16 protein-coding genes are annotated in these 18,409 nt (G+C 62.8%); 14 read left to right on the forward strand and 2 right to left on the reverse strand.

What is annotated here, in order from left to right; translation table 11 throughout:
• Positions 1-73: 73 nt before the first annotated feature.
• Together BFX80_RS01600 and map are read right to left on the reverse strand one after the other, a co-directional pair.
• The gene (locus tag BFX80_RS01600; RefSeq protein WP_084207815.1) at positions 74-2,785 is read right to left on the reverse strand and encodes a [protein-PII] uridylyltransferase; all 2,712 of its coding nucleotides are present in this window, start codon (positions 2,783-2,785) and stop codon (positions 74-76) included.
• A gap of 5 nt (positions 2,786-2,790) precedes the next feature.
• The gene (map, locus tag BFX80_RS01605) at positions 2,791-3,582 is read right to left on the reverse strand and encodes a type I methionyl aminopeptidase (protein ID WP_077378170.1); all 792 of its coding nucleotides are present in this window, start codon (positions 3,580-3,582) and stop codon (positions 2,791-2,793) included.
• A 316-nt stretch (positions 3,583-3,898) separates the two neighbouring features.
• On the opposite strand from map, the gene rpsB reads away from it, so the two are divergent.
• The 14 genes from rpsB (at position 3,899) to lpxB (ending at position 18,337) form a co-directional block, all read left to right on the forward strand.
• On the forward strand, positions 3,899-4,633 hold the full coding sequence (rpsB, locus tag BFX80_RS01610) for a 30S ribosomal protein S2 (RefSeq protein WP_065392491.1): 735 nt from the start codon (positions 3,899-3,901) through the stop codon (positions 4,631-4,633).
• Positions 4,634-4,812: 179 nt separating this feature from the next.
• On the forward strand, positions 4,813-5,682 hold the full coding sequence (gene tsf / locus BFX80_RS01615; protein WP_065392492.1) for a translation elongation factor Ts: 870 nt from the start codon (positions 4,813-4,815) through the stop codon (positions 5,680-5,682).
• A gap of 115 nt (positions 5,683-5,797) precedes the next feature.
• On the forward strand, positions 5,798-6,535 hold the full coding sequence (pyrH, locus tag BFX80_RS01620) for a UMP kinase (protein WP_240499639.1): 738 nt from the start codon (positions 5,798-5,800) through the stop codon (positions 6,533-6,535).
• A gap of 4 nt (positions 6,536-6,539) precedes the next feature.
• The gene (frr, locus tag BFX80_RS01625) at positions 6,540-7,097 is read left to right on the forward strand and encodes a ribosome recycling factor (protein WP_077377825.1); all 558 of its coding nucleotides are present in this window, start codon (positions 6,540-6,542) and stop codon (positions 7,095-7,097) included.
• Positions 7,098-7,152: 55 nt separating this feature from the next.
• Complete coding sequence (gene uppS, locus BFX80_RS01630) at positions 7,153-7,896, forward strand: polyprenyl diphosphate synthase (RefSeq protein WP_084207816.1); 744 nt, start codon at positions 7,153-7,155, stop codon at positions 7,894-7,896.
• Complete coding sequence (locus tag BFX80_RS01635; RefSeq protein ID WP_084207817.1) at positions 7,896-8,699, forward strand: phosphatidate cytidylyltransferase; 804 nt, start codon at positions 7,896-7,898, stop codon at positions 8,697-8,699. Before uppS ends, BFX80_RS01635 begins: the two co-directional genes overlap by 1 nt.
• 11 nt (positions 8,700-8,710) lie before the next feature.
• Entirely contained in the window at positions 8,711-9,931 is a 1,221-nt protein-coding gene (gene ispC, locus BFX80_RS01640; protein ID WP_084209578.1) for a 1-deoxy-D-xylulose-5-phosphate reductoisomerase, read from the forward strand.
• An 88-nt stretch (positions 9,932-10,019) separates the two neighbouring features.
• Positions 10,020-11,375, forward strand: coding sequence for a sigma E protease regulator RseP (gene rseP, locus BFX80_RS01645; RefSeq protein WP_084207818.1), 1,356 nt, complete (start codon positions 10,020-10,022; stop codon positions 11,373-11,375).
• Positions 11,376-11,633: 258 nt separating this feature from the next.
• Positions 11,634-13,970: an outer membrane protein assembly factor BamA gene (gene bamA, locus BFX80_RS01650; RefSeq protein WP_205632722.1), complete on the forward strand. Its 2,337-nt coding sequence runs from the start codon at positions 11,634-11,636 to the stop codon at positions 13,968-13,970.
• 117 nt (positions 13,971-14,087) lie between these two features.
• Entirely contained in the window at positions 14,088-14,600 is a 513-nt protein-coding gene (locus BFX80_RS01655; protein WP_077377836.1) for an OmpH family outer membrane protein, read from the forward strand.
• An 86-nt stretch (positions 14,601-14,686) separates the two neighbouring features.
• Positions 14,687-15,724: a UDP-3-O-(3-hydroxymyristoyl)glucosamine N-acyltransferase gene (gene lpxD / locus BFX80_RS01660; protein ID WP_077378183.1), complete on the forward strand. Its 1,038-nt coding sequence runs from the start codon at positions 14,687-14,689 to the stop codon at positions 15,722-15,724.
• A gap of 251 nt (positions 15,725-15,975) precedes the next feature.
• Positions 15,976-16,419: a 3-hydroxyacyl-ACP dehydratase FabZ gene (fabZ, locus tag BFX80_RS01665; protein ID WP_077377839.1), complete on the forward strand. Its 444-nt coding sequence runs from the start codon at positions 15,976-15,978 to the stop codon at positions 16,417-16,419.
• Positions 16,416-17,183 carry an acyl-ACP--UDP-N-acetylglucosamine O-acyltransferase gene (gene lpxA, locus BFX80_RS01670; protein WP_077377842.1) on the forward strand — a complete coding sequence of 256 codons (768 nt, stop codon included), beginning with the start codon at positions 16,416-16,418 and terminating at the stop codon, positions 17,181-17,183. The genes fabZ and lpxA overlap by 4 nt, the downstream gene beginning before the upstream one ends.
• A 2-nt stretch (positions 17,184-17,185) precedes the next feature.
• Positions 17,186-18,337 carry a lipid-A-disaccharide synthase gene (lpxB, locus tag BFX80_RS01675; RefSeq protein ID WP_084207819.1) on the forward strand — a complete coding sequence of 384 codons (1,152 nt, stop codon included), beginning with the start codon at positions 17,186-17,188 and terminating at the stop codon, positions 18,335-18,337.
• The last annotated feature ends 72 nt before the right edge of the window (positions 18,338-18,409 follow it).

Genomic DNA, 18,409 nt, shown 5'->3' on the forward strand with positions numbered 1-18,409 from the left:
TATAGGGAAGGCGGCCGGTCCCCTCAATCGCGGGGTGCCGGCGGCCTCTCGCTGTTCATGCCTGCGTGACGTGTCAGCCGCGCTCGCCGACCTGGAGCACTTCGGTCAGGGCATCACGCAGGCGCGTCTGGCGCTCTGGGTCGGTGATCGGCTCACCGGCGCGGTCAGTGATGAAGAAGATATCCTCGACGCGCTCGCCCAGGGTGACGATCTTGGCGGCATCGATGGCGATCTCGTGCTCCATGAACACGCGGCCGATGCGCGCCAGCAGACCCGGGCGGTCAGAGGCGATCACTTCCAGCACGCTGCGGCCATTGGTGTAGTCCTGGCTGAGCGTGATGCGTGGCGCGATGCGGAAATGCTTGAGCTGACGCGGCGTGTGACGGTTGACGATCACCGAGTAGTCATCCGGATCATCCAGCTCTTCGACCAGATGGGTGCGGATGTCGGCGAGACGTGCGGCATCGCGGATCGGCTCACCGTCGTCATCGAGCAGGATGAAGGTGTTGAGCGTCCAGTTGTGGCTCGAGGTGGCGATGCGTGCATCGTGGATCGAGAGCCCCAGCTGCTCCAGTGCCGCCGCCGTGGCGGCAAACAGGTTGTCCACCGAGCGGGTATGGATGAAGACCTTGGTGCCGCCTTCGGTCATCTCTTCGGTGGGGGCACTGGTCAGCACCAGCGGCAGAGGTTCGCCATGCTCGTCCAGCTGGGGCGATGCCTGACGTGCCAGGATGCCCTGGGTGTGCCAGGCCACCTCGCTGGGCGCGTAGCGTACGAAGTAGTCGTCACCGAGGCTGGCCCACAGCGCTTCGGCGTCGCTGCGTGAGGTGCCCATGCCGGCCAGCAGTGACAGGGCTTCCTCGCGGGTCTCGGCGATCCATTCGTGGCGTTCCGGCGGATGCTCCAGGCCCCGTCGCAGCGCCCTGCGCGTCTCCATGTGCAGCTGACGCAGCAGCGCCGCTCGCCAGCCATTCCACAGCGAGGGGTTGGTGGCATTGATGTCGGCCACCGTCAGCACGTAGAGGTAGTCGAGATGCGTCTCGTCGCCGACGATCTCGGCGAAGCGCGTGATGATCTCGGGGTCGGCGATGTCCTGCTTCTGTGCGGTCATCGACATCAGCAGATGGTGGCGCACCAGCCAGCTCAGGGTGCGAGTGTCGCGCTGGCTGAGATCATGACGGCGGGCGAAGTCCTCGATTTCCAGTGCGCCGATCTCGGAGTGATCGCCGCCGCGTCCCTTGCCGATGTCATGATAGAGCCCCGCGATCCACAGCAATTCCAGCTTGGGCAGTTCACGGATCAAGGCGGCGGCGACGGGGAATTCCTCTTCCGCGTCAGGGGCGCGGAATTCCTGGGCGACCTTGAGCAGACGCAGGGTGTGGGCATCGACGGTGTAGACGTGGAACAGGTCATGCTGCATCAGGCCGACGGCACGACCGAAGGCCGGCAGGTACTTGCCGAGGATGCCGTAGCGCGCCATGCGCTTGAGGACGCGTGGCACGTTGCCGCCGGAGCGCATCAGCTCCATGAACAGGCTCTGGTGACGGACGTCGTCACGGAAGGCGTCATCGATCTGGTGACGATGATCACGCAGTGCGCGGATGGTGTCGGCGCGCACGCCCTCGATCTCGGGGTGCTGGGCCATGAGCAGGAACAGCTCCAGCAGCGCGGCGGGGCGACGGCGGAACACGCCTTCCTCGCGCAGGCTGATGTAGCCGCTGCGAATCTCGAAGCGCGGATTGAGCGGCACGATGTTGACCGGCTCGTCATGGCGCAGGATGGCCTCATCGAAGTGCTGCAGCAGCATGTCGTTGAGGCCCGCCAGGGCGGTGACGTGGCGATAGTAGCGCTTCATGAACTGCTCGACCGCCAGGTGCTCGGGCGTGTCCTGGAAGCCGAACAGCTCGGCGATGGTGCGCTGGTGGTCGAACAGCAGCCGGTCCTCGGCGCGTCCGGCCAGCATGTGCAGCGCGAAGCGCACCTGCCACAGGAAGGCCTGGCCCTGGCTGAGGATGCGCAGCTCGGCGTCATTCATGAAGCCCAGCTCGACGAGGTTGTCGTAGCGCTCGACCCCGAAGTGACGCTTGGCGACCCAGCCGATCATCTGGATATCGCGCAGGCCACCGGGGGATGACTTGATGTTGGGCTCGAGGTGATATTCGGTATTGGCGAACTTGTGGTGGCGAGCGATCTGCTCCTGCCACTTGGCCTCGAAGAAGGCCTCGGCCGGCCACAGACGGTCGGTACCCAGGCGCTCGCGCATGGCCTCGCGCAGCCGCTGCGGGCCGGCGATGACACGGGATTCCAGCAGGTTGGTGATCACGGTGACGTCGGCACGGGCCTCACGTTCGCAGTCACTCAGCGAGCGCACCGACTGGCCGATCTCGAGCCCGATGTCCCAAAGGAAGGTGATGAAGGCGGACAGCGCCTCACGGTAGGGGATGTCATCGTCCTGCTCCAGCAACAGCAGCAGGTCGATGTCGGAGTGCGGGTGCAGCTCACCACGGCCATAGCCGCCCACGGCGAGCAGGGCGATGCCATCATCCGGCCAGGCCTGGCGTTGCCAGGCGATGGCCAGCAGGCGATCGATGGCGCGGGCTCGGCCATGGATGAGGTCGCGGATGTCGGCACCCGCCTTGAAGCGGGCCTCGAGACGCTCCTGTACCTGTGCCAGAGCCCGCTTGAACAGCGGGATGGGCGTCTTCGTCGTGGCCAGCTCGCCGTCGAAGGTGACGGCATCGTAGAGCGCTTCACGCTCGACGAAGTGGTAGTGGTGCAGGAGCATCGTGATCAACCCTCGAGGAAGGAGAGGTCCTCTTCCGTGCGACGTGTCAGCACCTCGACGCCGGTGGCGGTGACCAGCAGGGTGTGCTCCCACTGCGCGGACAGGCTCTTGTCCTTGGTCACGGCTGTCCAGTCGTCCTTGAGTACCTTCACCTTGTAACCACCGACATTGACCATCGGCTCGATGGTCAGGCACATGCCTTCCAGGAGCTCGGCGTCGGCACGGGCTTCGTAGCCGTCATAGTGCAGCACCTGCGGGTCCTCATGGAAGCCGGCACCGATACCGTGGCCGCAGAAGTCACGCACGACGCTGTAACCTGCCGCTTCGGCATGCTTCTGGATGGCGCGACCGATCTCGGAAAGACGCACGCCCGGGCGTACCAGCTCGATGCCCTTGTAGAGACATTCTTGGGTGATGCGGCACAGGCGCTCCGCCTGGATGGTCGGTTCCCCGACGATGTACATCTTCGAGGTGTCGCCGTGATAGCCGTCCTTGATCACGGTGATGTCGATGTTGAGGATGTCACCCTTCTTGAGCTTCTTGTTGTCATCGGGGATGCCGTGACAGACCACGTGATTGATCGAGGTGCAGATCGATTTCGGGAAGCCGTGGTAGTTGAGCGGTGCCGGAATGCAGCCCTGAACCTCGGTGATGTGATGGTGAGCGATGCGATTGAGCTCGCCCGTGGTGACACCGGGACGGACGTGCTCGTCGAGCAGCTCCAGCACTTCAGCCGCCAGACGGCCGGCGACGCGCATCTTGTCGATTTCTTCAGCTGTCTTGATGGGAATGTTCATGAGGACTCGAGGCAGGAGATAAGAGGGATGAAACGCCGCCAGGCCGCGCGTGGCGGGGGAATGGCGCGACGCATCGCGTGCCGTGTCGGGCAGTCGCGACTTCATATCGTGGTCGAGCTATGGTATAAAGCCGCGCGCTTTCCTGCAAATTCTCCTCGATCGGCCACCTCCGGGCATCTGGCCGAGGCGACATTGAAAGGACTGACGTACATAACCCCAATCCACACACGTTCCGTCACATGGTCCCGGGTGCCGCGCAAGCGGTCGGATCCATGGGGGACGTGGAGGCCCAACCCGATATCCAGGAGATATTCACATGGCGCAAGTCAACATGCGCGATCTGCTCAAGGCAGGCGCACACTTCGGTCACCAGACCAAGTACTGGAACCCGAAGATGTCCAAGTTCATCTTCGGCGCTCGCAACAAGATCCACATCATCAACCTCGAGCACACCCTGCCGGCGCTGAACGAAGCCGTGTCAGTGGTCGAGAAGATGGCTGCCAATGGCAACAAGATCATGTTCGTGGGCACCAAGCGCGCTGCCGGCAAGATCATCAAGGAAGAAGCTCGCAAGGCTGGCCAGCCGTACGTCAACCATCGCTGGTTGGGCGGCATGCTGACCAACTTCAAGACCATCCGTCAGTCCATCAAGCGCCTGCGCGAAATCGAGCAGATGCATGAAGACGGTACCTTCGCGAAGCTGACCAAGAAAGAAGTCCTGATGGCCACTCGTGAGCAGGACAAGCTCGAGCGTTCCATCGGCGGTATCAAGGAAATGGGCGGCCTGCCGGACGCCATGTTCGTGATCGACGTTGACCACGAGCGCATCGCGATCAACGAAGCCAACAAGCTGGGCATCCCGGTCATCGGCGTCGTCGATACCAACTCCAACCCGGACGGCGTGGACTACGTCATCCCGGGTAACGATGACTCCATCCGTGCCATCCAGATCTATGTCCAGGCAATTGCAGGCGCCTGTGGCAAGAACAAGGAAGAAGAGCTGGCCGGTGAGTTCGTCGAAACTGCGGCTGAAGAAGACGCAGCAGAGTGATCCTGGCGGCTTGATCTGACTGTCACACACGCTGCGCTACACTAAGTGCGGCATGGCCTAGCCAAGCGGCAGTCAGGTCAGGCAATGAGGGGGCCACGGCCCCCTCATTTGCGACCGCTCAAGCGGTCGTGACCGAATTCCCGTATTCAAAGACGTCGACACGACAGAGGTTTCATCCCATGGCAGCTATCAGCGCATCTATGGTCAAGGAACTGCGTGAGCGTACTGCGCTCGGCATGATGGAATGCAAGAAGGCTCTTACCGAAGCCGGTGGCGACATCGAGCTCGCGATCGAGAACCTGCGCAAGAACTCCGGCCTGAAGGCCGCCAAGAAAGCTGGCCGTGTGGCCGCTGAAGGCGCCATCGTCATCAAGGTCGCCGACGATGCCAGCTATGGCGTGATGGTCGAAGTCAACTCCGAGACCGACTTCGTCGCTCGCGATGACAACTTCCAGGCCTTCACCAAGCTGATCGCCGACCGCGTGTTCGAGACCAAGAACACCGATATCGCTTCCCTGATGGAAGGCGAGCTGGAAGACACTCGTGGTCAGCTGGTTCAGAAGATCGGTGAGAACATCTCCGTGCGTCGCGCCGAGCTGGTCGAAGCGCCGGCCGGTGGTGTCGTCGGTGGTTACGTCCACGGCGGTCGCATCGCGGCTCTGACCCTGCTGCAGGGCGGCACCGCTGACGCGGCCAAGGACGTCTCCATGCACGTCGCAGCCGTGAACCCGGTCTGTGCACGTCCGGCAGACATGCCGCAGGAACAGATGGACGCCGAGAAGGCCATCATCCTTGCTCAGCCGGACATGGCTGGCAAGCCGGCGGAAATCGCCGAGAAGATGTCCCAGGGCCGTCTGAAGAAGTACCTGGCTGAAAACAGCCTGACCGAACAGCCGTTCGTCAAGGACCCGAACCAGACCGTCGCCGAGTTCGTCAAGGCTGCCGGCGGTGAAGTGGTATCCTTCGTGCGCATGGAAGTCGGTGAAGGTATCGAGAAGGAAGAAGTGGACTTCGCAGCTGAAGTCCGTGAGCAGGCCAGCCGCGCGTAAGGGCTGACTGTTTTCGCTTCTCACGATGGCGTGCGCTTAGTCGCACGCCATCGTGTATCTGGCCCCCGCCTTCGGGCCGCCCCGTCCCCGTATGTCAGTATCAGGAGAAATTCGCATGGCCACCATTTCCGCTGAACGCAATGCCAAGTACAAGCGCATACTGCTCAAGCTTTCCGGTGAGGCCCTGATGGGCGATGGCGAGTTCGGCATCGACCCCAAGGTGCTGGATCGCATGGCGCTGGAAATCGGTCAGCTGGTGGGCATCGGTGTCCAGGTCGGCATCGTGATCGGCGGCGGTAACCTGTTCCGTGGCGCGGCCCTGCAGGAAGCCGGCATGGAACGCGTGACCGGCGACCACATGGGCATGCTGGCCACCGTCATGAACGGTCTGGCGCTGCGTGATGCACTGGAGCGTTCCAACATCCGCTCTCGCGTCATGTCTGCCATCCCGATGAGTGGCGTGGTAGAACATTACGACCGCCGTACCGCGATCCGTTATCTGACCTCGGGTGACGTCGTCATCTTCTCCGCCGGCACCGGCAACCCGTTCTTCACCACGGATTCCGCCGCCTGTCTGCGTGGCATCGAGATCGATGCCGATGCCGTCATCAAGGCGACCAAGGTGGATGGTGTCTACGACAAGGACCCGGTCAAGTTCCCGGATGCCGTGAAGTACGAGAGCCTCAGTTATGACGACGCGCTGGAGCAGAAGCTCGGCGTGATGGATTTGACCGCCATCTGCCTGGTGCGTGACCATGACATGCCGGTACGGGTGTTCAACATGAACAAGGTAGGCGCGCTGCTCAACCTGGTGGTGGGTGGCAAGGAAGGCACGCTGATTGATAGAGGGTAAGATTGTGATCAACGATATCAAGAAAGACGTCGAAGCACGCATGAAGAAGACCATCGAGTCCCTCGGTGCCGCCTTCAGCAAGATTCGTACCGGTCGTGCGCATCCGAGCATTCTCGATGCCGTGACGGTCGACTACTACGGTAGCCAGGTGCCGCTGAATCAGGTGGCCAACATCACCACCGAAGATGCGCGCACCCTGACTGTCGTGCCGTGGGAAAAGCCCATGGTGCCGAAGGTCGAGAAGGCCATCATGACTTCTGACCTGGGTCTCAACCCGTCCACCGCCGGTGACGTGATTCGCGTGCCGATGCCGATGCTGACGGAAGAGACGCGTCGTGGTTACACCAAGCAGGCGCGTGCAGAAGCGGAAAACGCCCGCGTGGCGCTTCGCAATGTGCGTCGTGACGCCAATGGCGACATCAAGAGCCTGCTCAAGGACAAGGACATCTCCGAAGACGATGCACGTCGCGGAGAAGACGAGATCCAGAAGCTGACCGACAAGTATGTGGCGGAAGTCGACAGTGCTCTGGAGCACAAGGAAACTGACCTGATGCAGGTCTGATCGGGTCTGCCGCCGGCACCCTGTCGGCGGCATCCGGTGCTCGTAGCGAGACCCCATGACGTCACCGAATTCCCTCTCCACGCCACGCCATGTGGCGATCATCATGGACGGCAACAACCGCTGGGCGAAATCCCGCGGCTGGGCTGGCATCCGTGGCCATCGTGCCGGTGCCGAGACCGTCCGCAGTACCATCCGTCGCGCTGCCGAGCAGGGCGTCGAGGTACTGACCCTGTTTGCTTTCTCCAGCGAGAACTGGAAGCGTCCGGCCAATGAGGTCAGTGCGCTGATGGAGCTGTTCCTCATGGCGCTCAAGCGTGAGGTCAAGAAGCTTCATCGACACGACATACGCCTCTCCGTGATCGGGGAGCGCAGCCGCTTCTCAAGCTCCATCCAGAAACATATCCGCAGTGCCGAAGAGATGACGCGCGACAATCGCGGCATGCATGTGGTCATCTGCGCCAACTACGGTGGCCGCTGGGACATTGCCGAGGCTGCCCGACGTCTGGCGACGCAGGTCGAGCGAGGCGAGCTCAAGGCCGCGGATATCGACGAGTCCCGCCTCGGGGCCGAGGTCTGTCTGAGTTCGCTCCCGGAAGTGGATCTGTGCATTCGCACCAGTGGCGAGCAGCGTATCTCCAACTTCCTGCTCTGGCAGCTGGCCTACGCCGAGTTCTACTTCTCGCCGGTGCTGTGGCCTGATTTCGACTCGGCGGCCTTCGATGAGGCGCTCGATGCCTATGCCCAGCGTCAACGGCGCTACGGCATGACCAGCGAACAACTCGACGCCGAGGGGCTCTAGTGCTCAAACAACGAATCATCACCGCGCTCATTCTCGCCCCGCTGGCGCTGTGGGGGCTGTTTGGCCTCGACGGTGCCGCCTTTGCGGTCATGACCGGGGGCGTGGTGGCACTGGCCGCCTGGGAGTGGGCCAATCTTGCCGGCGTGCGTGCCGGCGCGGCGCGTCTGCTGTTTCCTGCCTGCATGGCGCTGGCGATGCTGCTGGTGTGGTGGGCGGATGCCTCCCAGGCTCGCTGGCCGCTCTATCTGGCGGCGCTGGCATGGGCCGTCAATCTGCGCTGGGTGATGCATTACCCCGAAAAGCGTCAGGAATGGCATGCCACCGGCATGCGACTGGGTGTCGGGGTCCTGGCACTGTTGCCGACCTGGTTCGGCTTTCTCCAGCTCAAGACCAGCGGTGGCGAGTGGCTGCTGTACGTGCTGCTGATGGTGTGGGCGGCGGATATCGGTGCCTATTTCTCCGGCAAGCGATTCGGCAAGCGCAAGCTGGCGCCACGTGTCAGCCCGGGCAAGTCCTGGGAAGGTGTCTACGGCGGGCTGGTCGCCACCGGATTGCTGGCCACCGGCTATGCGCTGGCAGGGCAGGCCGACTGGCTGCCGCTGCTGCTGGTCACACTGGGCGTCACTGGCGTCTCGGTGCTGGGAGACCTGCTGGAAAGCATGTTCAAGCGCGAGCGTGAGATGAAGGACTCCAGTCAGCTGTTGCCGGGGCACGGCGGCATCATGGACCGCATCGATAGTCTGACGGCGGCCGTGCCGTTGTTTGCGCTACTGTTGCCCTGGGTGTTGGGAGGTGGTGCGTGATGGCGGGTGACATGTCCTCCAATGCGCCGGTGCAGCGCATCACGATTCTGGGGGCCACCGGCTCCATCGGCTCCAGCACGCTGGATGTGATCTCGCGCCATCCGGAGCGCTATGTGGTGCATGCATTGAGTGCCGCCACGCGCCATGAGGCATTGCTGGAGCTGTGCCTGGTCCATCGACCTCAGGTGGCGGTGATCGCCTCCGCCGAGGCGGCGCTGTGGCTCGGTGAGGCGCTCGAGGGCGTCGAGAGCTACCAGGGCACGCCCATCGAGGTACGTCACGGTGAGCAGGCGCTGGTGGACATCAGCGAGGCCCCCGAGGTCGACAGCGTGATGGCGGCCATCGTGGGTGCTGCCGGGCTGCTGCCGACTCTGGCTGCGGTGCGTGCGGGAAAGCGCGTCCTGCTGGCCAACAAGGAGGCGCTGGTGTGTGCCGGCCAGTTGTTCATGGATGCGGTGAAGCAGCATGGTGCGACGCTGCTGCCCATCGATTCCGAGCACAACGCCATCTTCCAGTGCCTGCCGCCCGAGCATCGCGATGGGCTGGCCCCCATCGGGGTCGAGAAGCTGCTGTTGACTGCCTCGGGTGGCCCGTTCCGTGACGAGGTCGAGTGGCCTGCCGAGCGCCTGGCGACGGTGACGCCGGCCGAGGCCTGCGCGCATCCCAACTGGTCGATGGGGCGCAAGATCTCCGTCGACAGTGCCACCCTGATGAACAAGGGGCTGGAACTGATCGAGGCCTGCTGGCTGTTCGCCTGTGGGCCCAACGACATCCAGGTCGTCGTGCATCCCCAGAGTGTCATTCACTCGATGGCGGCTTACAGTGATGGTTCGGTGCTGGCCCAGATGGGCAATCCCGACATGCGCACGCCCATCGCCTACGCGCTGGCCTGGCCGGAGCGCATCGATGCCGGCGTCGAGCCGCTGGATCTTTTCCAGGTGGCGCGACTCGACTTCCGTGCCGCCGATGAGACGCGCTTCCCGTGTCTGCGTCTGGCGCGTGAAGCCATCGCGGCAGGCGGCACCTGGCCTGCAGTGATGAATGCCGCCAATGAGGTGGCAGTGGCAGCCTTCCTCGAGGGCCGCCTGGCCTTCGATCGTATCCCGGTGGTGGTGGAAGCCGTCATGCAGGCTCGCCCGCCCCTGGCGGTGGATGGTCTCGAGGTGATCCTGTCCGAAGATGCCGCGGCACGTGAGTTGGCAGCCGCCCAATTGGCCCTCGTCGGGCCCTGAAATCCTATCTTGCACTGTCTTGTCACTTTCCTTGTGGGCGTGACAGGGCAGGCTGCCCATCTCGGGCACCAATTTCCAGGAGCGCGTGATGGGTGTGATCCAGAATATTCTTGCCGTGATCGTCGTGCTGGGGGTGTTGATCACCATCCATGAGTACGGTCATTTCTGGGTCGCGCGTCGTTGCGGCATCAAGGTGCTGCGCTTCTCCATCGGTTTCGGCAAGCCGTTCTGGTCGTGGACGGACCGCCACGGCACGGAATACGGTGTCGCGGCCATTCCATTGGGCGGCTACGTCAAGATGCTGGATGAGCGCGAGGGGCCAGTCGACCCGTCGGAGCGCCATCTGGCCTTCAATACCAAGTCCGTCTGGAAGCGCATCGCCGTCGTCTCGGCAGGGCCGCTGGCCAATTTTCTGCTGGCGATTCTGGCGTACTGGGCGCTGTTCGTCGCCGGTACCACGACCGTGGTGCCGATGGTCGGAGCGGTGGCGCCGGACTCTCCTGCAGGGCGTGCCGGGCTGACGCCCGATGCGGAAATCGTCGCCATCAATGATCAGCCGACACCAAGCTGGGAGGCGATCAATCTGCGCCTCATCGGCGCGATAGGGGACGACCAGCTGACGATCACCACCCGTGCTCCGGGCGCCAGTGCCTCGCGTGAACAGACACTGGATGTCGAGCGCTTCCTGGTGGATCAGGATCCGCCGCGTCCGCTGGTCACGCTGGGCATCACCGCCTGGCGGCCCCAGTTGCCGGCGGTGCTGGGGCGAGTGCTGGAGGACGGTGCGGCGCAGGCTGCCGGCTTGAAGGCGGGAGACCGTATCGTCAGCATTGATGGCGTGCTGGTGGTGGACTGGATCGACTTCGTCGAGCGGGTGCGCGGTGCGCCGGGCGAGACGCTGTCCGTGCTGGTGGCGCGTGATGGCAAGGAAGAGACGCTGTCGCTGACGCCCGCGAGCAATGCGCTCGATGACGGGCGTGTCGTGGGGCAGGTCGGCGCCGGTGTCGAGAATGTCAGCTGGCCGGAAGAGTATCAGCGTGAGCTCAGTTATGGGCCCCTGGCTGCCGTAGGGCAGGCGGTGAGCAAGACCGGCGAGATGACGGTGCTGACGCTGGACTCCATCCGCAAGATGCTGGTGGGCCTGATCGCGCCCTCCAACCTGTCCGGACCGATCACCATCGCGCGGATCGCCGGTGATACGGCTCGCTCCGGGCTTGAAGCCTTCCTGGGCTTCATGGCGTATCTGTCCATCAGTCTCGGGGTATTGAATCTGCTGCCGATTCCGGTGCTGGATGGCGGGCATCTGCTGTTCTATCTGGTCGAGGCGGTGCGCGGCAAGCCACTGTCCGAGAAGGTGCAGAATGCCGGGCTCAGGATCGGCATGGCGCTGGTCGGGTCGTTGATGTTCATGGCGATCTATTTCGACCTCATGCGTCTGTGGTAACCACCAGGATGGCGAAGACGGGGTGCCTCAGGATTGCCTCGCGTTTCCTGCAAGATGAACCAGAGCTGAACTGTCGCCCCTCATGAGGGTCAATTCATTGCACGGGCTGGCCAACATGGCCAACTCCCGTCATCATGCCCACACGACTTCGGCCCCGATTGCCGACCCCCAGGGGTGCTGTCTTGTCAGTAGCCAGGGGTTGTGTATAAGGTGCCTGTTTATCCAAGCGGGCGGAATCCAGAGAAGCGAAGCGACTGCATGAAACTCAAGACCATTGGATTGGCAGCTGCGCTGCTCGGGGCCAGTCAAGGCGCCTTGGCCGCGTCTTTCAAAGTATCCGACATCCGGGTAGAAGGCCTTCAGCGCGTGTCTGCGGGCACCGTGTTCAACGCCTTCCCTGTCTCCGCTGATCAGACCGTCGAGGATGATGATCTGTCCTCCGCGGCGCGCCAGCTGTTCGACACTGGCCTGTTTGATGATATCCGCCTCAAGCGTGATGGCGATGTGTTGATCATCGACGTGGTCGAGCGCCCGACGATCTCCAAGATCGAGATCGACGGCAACTCGCAGATTCCCGACGAGGACCTGCGCAAGGGCCTCAAGGAAGCCGGGCTGGCCGAAGGTCAGGTGTTGCAGCGCTCCACGCTGGAAGAGATGCAGCGTGAGCTGGAGCGCGTCTACCAGGCGCAGGGCCGCTACAGCGCTCGCATCGAGACCTCGGTGGAAACCCTCGAGCGCAACCGTGTTCAGGTCAATATCGACGTCAAGGAAGGTGCGGTCGCCAAGATCCACCAGATCAACATCGTCGGCAACTCCGCCTTCGATGACGAGACCCTGCGTGAACAGCTCGAGCTGGAAGACCGCCCGAGCTGGTTCTTCGGCTGGTTCTCCGACGACGAATACTCGCGCGAGAAGCTGACCGGGGACATCGAGACGCTCAAGTCCTGGTATCTGGATCGTGGTTACGTGAACTTCCAGGTGCGCTCGACCCAGGTGTCCATCTCGCCGGACAAGTCCGAGATCTTCGTCACCATCAATGTCGACGAAGGCAAGCCGTACAAGATCGGTGAGATCGGTTTCGCCGGCGACATCAAGATGAAGGAAGAGCGGGCGCGTGATCTGGTCAAGCTCGCTCCGGATGCCCTCTATTCCCAGCGTGATGTGACGGCTTCCAGCGAGGCCCTGCGTCAGGCATTGGGAGCCGACGGCTTCGCCTTCGCCAATGTCAACGCCGTGCCTGAGGTCAATGAAGAGAGCGAGACGGTGGATCTGACCTTTGCGGTCGACCCCGGCAAGCGCGCCTACGTGCGTCGCATCAACTTCAAGGGCAATACCACGACGGCGGACGAGGTGCTGCGTCGTGAGATGACCCAGCTCGAGGGTGCGCCTGCCTCGACGGACAAGATCAAGCAATCCAAGCAGAAGCTCGAGCGTCTCGGCTTCTTCAAGCAGGTCGATGTGGACACGCGTCCGGTCGCCGGCGAGCCGGACCAGCTGGACGTCAACTACAACGTCGAGGAACAGCCGTCGGGCTCGATCTCGGCGTCGGTCGGCTTCTCTCAGGGTGACGGGGTCATCTACGGGGTGGGGCTGTCGCAGAAGAACTTCCTGGGCACCGGCAACGAAGTCAACATCAATGCCCAGAAGTCCGATGACTACACCAATGTCAGCTTCGGCTATACCGACCCGTACTGGACACTGGATGGCATCTCGCGTGGCTACAACCTGTTCTACCGCAAGGTGGATTACGACGATGATGACGATGTCGCCAGCTACGCGACCGACAGCTTCGGCGGTGGCATCAACTTCGGTTACCCGATCAACGAACTGTCGCGCCTGAATTTCGGTGCCGGTTACGAGTTCGTGCGCGTCAAGGACTTCGATGACAGCCCCGCCGAGGTCACGCAGTACATCAGTGATGAGGGCGAGGATTTCAACCTCTACAAGCTGACCGCCAGCTGGTCGCGCAACAATCTCAACCGCGGCATCCTGCCCACGGCGGGCAGCTCGCAGCTGCTGTCACTGGAAGTGGCAGTGCCCGGCTCCGATGCGGATTATTACAAGTTCCGCTACAAGGGGCAGAAGCTGTTCGAACTGCATGATGACTGGTCGCTCAAGTTCCGGACCGAACTTGGCTATGCCAATTCGTTCTCCGGCGATACCTACCCGTTCTTCAAGAACTTCTATGCGGGTGGTCTGGGCAGCGTGCGTGGTTACAGCTCCAACACCCTGGGTCAGGCATCCACCGAGGTCGATGACGGTGATGACGATACCCTGGGCGGCAACATTCTGGTCGAGGGCGGGATCGACCTGATCTTCCCGATGCCCTTCGTCAAGGACAAGCGCAGCGTCCAGCCGTCGTTCTTCGTGGATGCGGGGAATACCTATCTGACGTCCTGCTACGATGTCGGCTCCAGCTATTCCAGTTCCTGTGAGAGTGGCGTGGACCTCGGCGATCTGAATTACAGCGCCGGTATCGGCCTGTCATGGATCACGCCGGTTGGCCCGCTGACCTTCAGTGTCGCGCAGCCCATCGGTGACGATGACGACGACGACACCGAGATCTTCCAGTTCTCACTGGGCCAGACCTTCTAAGGCGGACATGACGCCACACCGGTGGGCAACCGATGTGGCGTCATGTCCCCGCTGCCGGCGCCGCCGTTCCTGTTCTGGCGTCGGTCACCGAACAACAGGCCTACAAGGAGTTTTATGATGCGTAAATTGACCCGCGCACTGTGTCTGGCAGGCGGCCTCGCAGCCTTTGCGACCCCGATGATGGCCCAGGCCACGGAAGTGGCGGTCATGGACTGGCGCCAGGCGCTGTTGAGCTCCGATGCTGCCCAGCGCTCCATGAATCAGCTCAAGAATCAGCTGGCTGGCAAGCAGGATCAGGCCAAGGCGCTGGCCAAGGAGCTTGAGACCATGCAGAACAAGCTGCAGAAGGATGGTGCGGTGATGTCGGATTCCGAGCGCCAGTCACTGCAGCAGCAACTGCGCCAGAAGGGCGGGCAGTTCCAGCAGCTGCGCGGCCAGGTCCAGCAGCAGCAGCAGCAGGCCGAGCAGGCATTCCTCAAGCAATCCAAGCCCAAGCTGGACAAGGCCATTCAGCAGGTCGTCGACAAGCACGGTGTCGAGTTGCTGGTGGACCGCAGTGCCACGGTCTACAGCAAGGATGGTCTCGACCTGACCGATGAGGTCACCCAGGTCTTCAACTCGCTCAACTGATGTCGTCGCGCGTCACGGCGCGCGATGCCAGCATTGAGCATGCCTACGCGAATGCGAGCCAGCGGCGCCCGACGCCTAGAGACAGCATGAAAAAGCAACAATTCTCCTACACTCTCGAGGATCTGGCTCAGCGGCTGGGTGCTCGACTCGTTGGCGACCCGAACGTTCGGGTCTCTGGTCTGTCGACGCTGGTGGACGCGGCGCCAGGCGATATCGCCTTCCTCGCCAATCGCGCCTACCTCAAGTATCTCGCGGACTCTCAGGCCACGGCGGTGCTGCTGCACGAGAGTCATCTCGACGAGTGCAAGAGCCATGCGCTGGTGCTGGACAATCCTTACCTGGCCTATGCAGAGCTGTCACGGTTGTTCGATCCCATGGCACAGGCACCGCAGGCCAGCGTGCATCCCAGTGCGGTCGTCGATGAGACGGCCACGCTGGGCGCGAATGTCGAGATCGGCCCGCAGGTGGTGGTCGGCCCCGGTGTCAGTATCGGGGATGGCTCCCGTCTCCAGGCCGGGTGCGTCATTGGCGCTGACAGCGTGCTGGGCGAAGGGTGTCTGCTGCATCCCAATGTCACGCTCTATCACGGGGTGGTCATCGGGGCGCGGGCAGTCCTGCACAGTGGCTGCGTGATCGGTGCCGACGGCTTCGGTTTCGCCCACGACGGCAAGGGCTGGCACAAGATCGCCCAGCTGGGTGGCGTGATGATCGGTGATGATGTCGAGGTCGGCAGCTGCACCAGCATTGACCGAGGAGCACTCGGCGACACCATCATCGGCAATGACGTCAAGATCGACTCCCAGGTCCAGATCGCGCACAACGTGCAGATCGGAGATCACTCGGCGCTGGCCGGCTGTGTCGGCATCGCCGGTTCCACCAAGGTGGGTCGCTACTGTCTGATGGGCGGTGGCGTGGGGCTTGCCGGGCATCTGGAAATCTGTGATGGCGTGCAGGTCACCGGCATGAGTCTGGTGACCAATTCCATCACCAAGCCGGGCGTGTACTCGTCGGGTACCGGGGCGATGGACAATGGCCTGTGGCGCCGCAATGCCGTGCGTTTCAAGCAGCTGGATCAGCTCGCACGACGTCTGAACCAGGTCGAGAAGGACTTGAAGGACAGGTAGCGCTGCTCTGGCACCGCGGCAGGTGCCAGCAGGCGTTGTCCATGAGGCAGTGGTCGCTGGTTTTGTGCCTTGTGCCGAGCGCCTGTCCAGGCAGGTCATCTCGTCAGCCCGGCGACTCTGGGCAATGAGCGGCTGCCAGTCGCGCGCAAGGACGCTATAATGCGCGCCATTGCCAGAACGGCGGTCCGGACCGTCATTACATGCCTGCCCGAGTGCGGCAGGCATTTCGTTATTTCAGAGGTTGCAAGCCAATGGTTATGGACGTCAACGAGATCCGTGAGTATCTCCCGCACCGCTATCCTTTCCTGCTGATCGATCGGGTCATGGAACTGTCCCTTGGCGAGTTCATCGTCGCGCGCAAGAATGTGAGCATCAATGAGCCGTTCTTCAATGGCCACTTCCCGGGACACCCGATCATGCCGGGTGTGCTGATCGTTGAGGCCATGGCTCAGGCGGCAGGTATTCTGGGTTTCAAGACGGTCGACAAGCGTCCTGCCGATGGTTACATCTATTACCTCGTGGGCAGTGACAACGTGCGCTTCAAGCGTCCGGTCATGCCGGGCGACCAGCTCGAGATCAGCGCCCGCGTGCTGCGCGAGAAGCGTGGTATCTGGAAGTTCGCCTGTCAGGCCAAGGTCGACGGTGATGTGGTCTGTGAAGCCGAAATCATCTGTGCCGAGAGGAAGGTCGCTTGATACATCCTACTGCCATTGTCGATCCCGGCGCCCGCCTGGCCGACGATGTCGAGGTCGGTCCGTTTTGCGTGATCGGTGCCGACGTCGAGATCGGCGCTGGCACGGTGGTGGGGCCGCACGTCGTCATCAAGGGTACGACGGTCATCGGTGAGCGTAACCGCATCTTCCAGTTCGCCTCGGTCGGTGAGGATTGCCAGGACAAGAAGTACGCCGGTGAGCCGACACGCCTGGAGATCGGGGATGACAACGTCATTCGCGAGGGTGTGACCCTGCACCGGGGTACCGTCCAGGATGCCAGCCTGACACGCATCGGCAGTCGCAACCTGTTCATGGCCTACTCGCACGTGGGCCATGATTGCATCATCGGGGATGACTGCATCATGGCCAATCAGGCGACGCTGGGGGGGCATGTCCATCTGGGCAATCACGTCATTCTTGGCGGACTGTCGGCGGTGCACCAGTTCTGTCATGTCGGCGAGCACGCCATGGCGGGCGGTGGCTCCATCATCACCAAGGACATCGCGGCCTTCGTGATGGTCAATGGGCACCCTGCCGAGGCGCATGGCCTCAACAGCGTCGGCCTCAAGCGCCGTGGTTTCAGTCGCGAGACCATCTCCGCCCTGAACGCGGCCTACAAGACGGTCTTCCGTCAGGGGCTGACACTGGCGCAGGCACTCGAGAAGCTGGAAGGTGAGCCGCCTCTCGCCGAGCGCGATGTCTTCATCGCCTCGCTCAAGGCGTCCACTCGTGGCCTGACACGCTGAGCATGCGCATCTACCTGGTAGCCGGAGAGCTCTCCGGTGACATCCTCGGTGCCAGCTTGATGCGCGCGCTCAAGGCGCGTCATCCCGATGTCGAGTTTCGTGGCATCGGGGGGCCGCGCATGCAGGCCGAAGGCTTCGACAGCCTCTATCCGCTGGAAACTCTCTCCATCATGGGGCTGGTCGAGGTGCTCAAGCATCTGCCGGAGTTGATCAAGGTGCGTCGCCATCTGTTGCGCGACGCGCTTGAGTGGCAGCCTGACGTGATGATCGGTATCGATGCTCCCGACTTCAATCTGGGGCTCGAGCTGCGCCTGCGCAAGCGGGGCATCACCACGGCGCACTATGTCAGTCCTTCCGTCTGGGCCTGGCGTCAGGGCAGGGTGAAGACCATCCGCCGTGCCGTCGATCGCATGCTGACCTTCCTGCCCTTCGAGGCGGCCTTCTATCGCGAACATCAGGTGCCGGTGACCTTCGTCGGCCATCCGCTGGCGGATGAGTTGCCGCTCGAGGATGATCGCGATGCTGCTCGCCTGCAGCTGGGGATTGCCCCCGACGTGCAGTTGCTGGCGGTGTTGCCGGGATCCCGTGGCAACGAGATTCGTTTCCTCGGCGAGACCTTCCTGGCCTCCATTGAGCGCCTTTGCCAGCGTTACCCTGCGCTTGAAGTGGTGATTCCGGCCGCCACGTCGCTGCGGCGTAGCGAGCTTGAGTCACTGATGCAGGGGCGCGAGGCGCTGGATCGCAGTCGCATTCACCTCATCGATGGCCAGTCGCGTGAAGCGATGACTGCCGCCGATGCCGTGCTGCTGGCCTCCGGTACGGCAGCGCTCGAATGTCTGCTGTGTCATCGTCCGATGGTGGTGGCCTATCGCATGGCGCCGATGACCCACCGCATCGCACGGCACATGGTCAAGACCGAGTGGATTTCGCTGCCCAACCTGATTGCCCGCGAGACATTGGTGCCGGAGCTGATCCAGGACGCAGCCACGCCGGAGTCCATCGAGGAAAGCCTCGCTCCCTTGCTGTCGCGTGCCGCCGGCGATGTCTGTCGCCAGCGTGAGCTGCGTGAGCGCTTCGTCGCCATGCATCGTGAGTTGACCTGTGATGCCAGCGCCGCGGCCGCCATTGCCATCGGTGAGCTGGCGGGGCGCTGATCACGACCGCCCGTGATGCCTTTACTGACTGATACCCCCTGATCGGCAGGCCGCAACAGTGGTCTGTCGGTT

It is taken from the genome of Cobetia marina, from assembly GCF_001720485.1.
Lineage (GTDB): Bacteria > Pseudomonadota > Gammaproteobacteria > Pseudomonadales > Halomonadaceae > Cobetia > Cobetia marina.

Coding starts and splice junctions, on each gene's coding strand:
- BFX80_RS01600 (WP_084207815.1), bottom strand. CDS start 2,785: ATGCTCCTGCACCACTACCACTTCGTCGAGCGTGAAGCGCTCTACGAT.
- map (WP_077378170.1), bottom strand. CDS start 3,582: ATGAACATTCCCATCAAGACAGCTGAAGAAATCGACAAGATGCGCGTC.
- rpsB (WP_065392491.1), top strand. CDS start 3,899: ATGGCGCAAGTCAACATGCGCGATCTGCTCAAGGCAGGCGCACACTTC.
- tsf (WP_065392492.1), top strand. CDS start 4,813: ATGGCAGCTATCAGCGCATCTATGGTCAAGGAACTGCGTGAGCGTACT.
- pyrH (WP_240499639.1), top strand. CDS start 5,798: ATGGCCACCATTTCCGCTGAACGCAATGCCAAGTACAAGCGCATACTG.
- uppS (WP_084207816.1), top strand. CDS start 7,153: ATGACGTCACCGAATTCCCTCTCCACGCCACGCCATGTGGCGATCATC.
- ispC (WP_084209578.1), top strand. CDS start 8,711: ATGTCCTCCAATGCGCCGGTGCAGCGCATCACGATTCTGGGGGCCACC.
- rseP (WP_084207818.1), top strand. CDS start 10,020: ATGGGTGTGATCCAGAATATTCTTGCCGTGATCGTCGTGCTGGGGGTG.
- bamA (WP_205632722.1), top strand. CDS start 11,634: ATGAAACTCAAGACCATTGGATTGGCAGCTGCGCTGCTCGGGGCCAGT.
- BFX80_RS01655 (WP_077377836.1), top strand. CDS start 14,088: ATGCGTAAATTGACCCGCGCACTGTGTCTGGCAGGCGGCCTCGCAGCC.
- lpxD (WP_077378183.1), top strand. CDS start 14,687: ATGAAAAAGCAACAATTCTCCTACACTCTCGAGGATCTGGCTCAGCGG.
- fabZ (WP_077377839.1), top strand. CDS start 15,976: ATGGTTATGGACGTCAACGAGATCCGTGAGTATCTCCCGCACCGCTAT.
- lpxB (WP_084207819.1), top strand. CDS start 17,186: ATGCGCATCTACCTGGTAGCCGGAGAGCTCTCCGGTGACATCCTCGGT.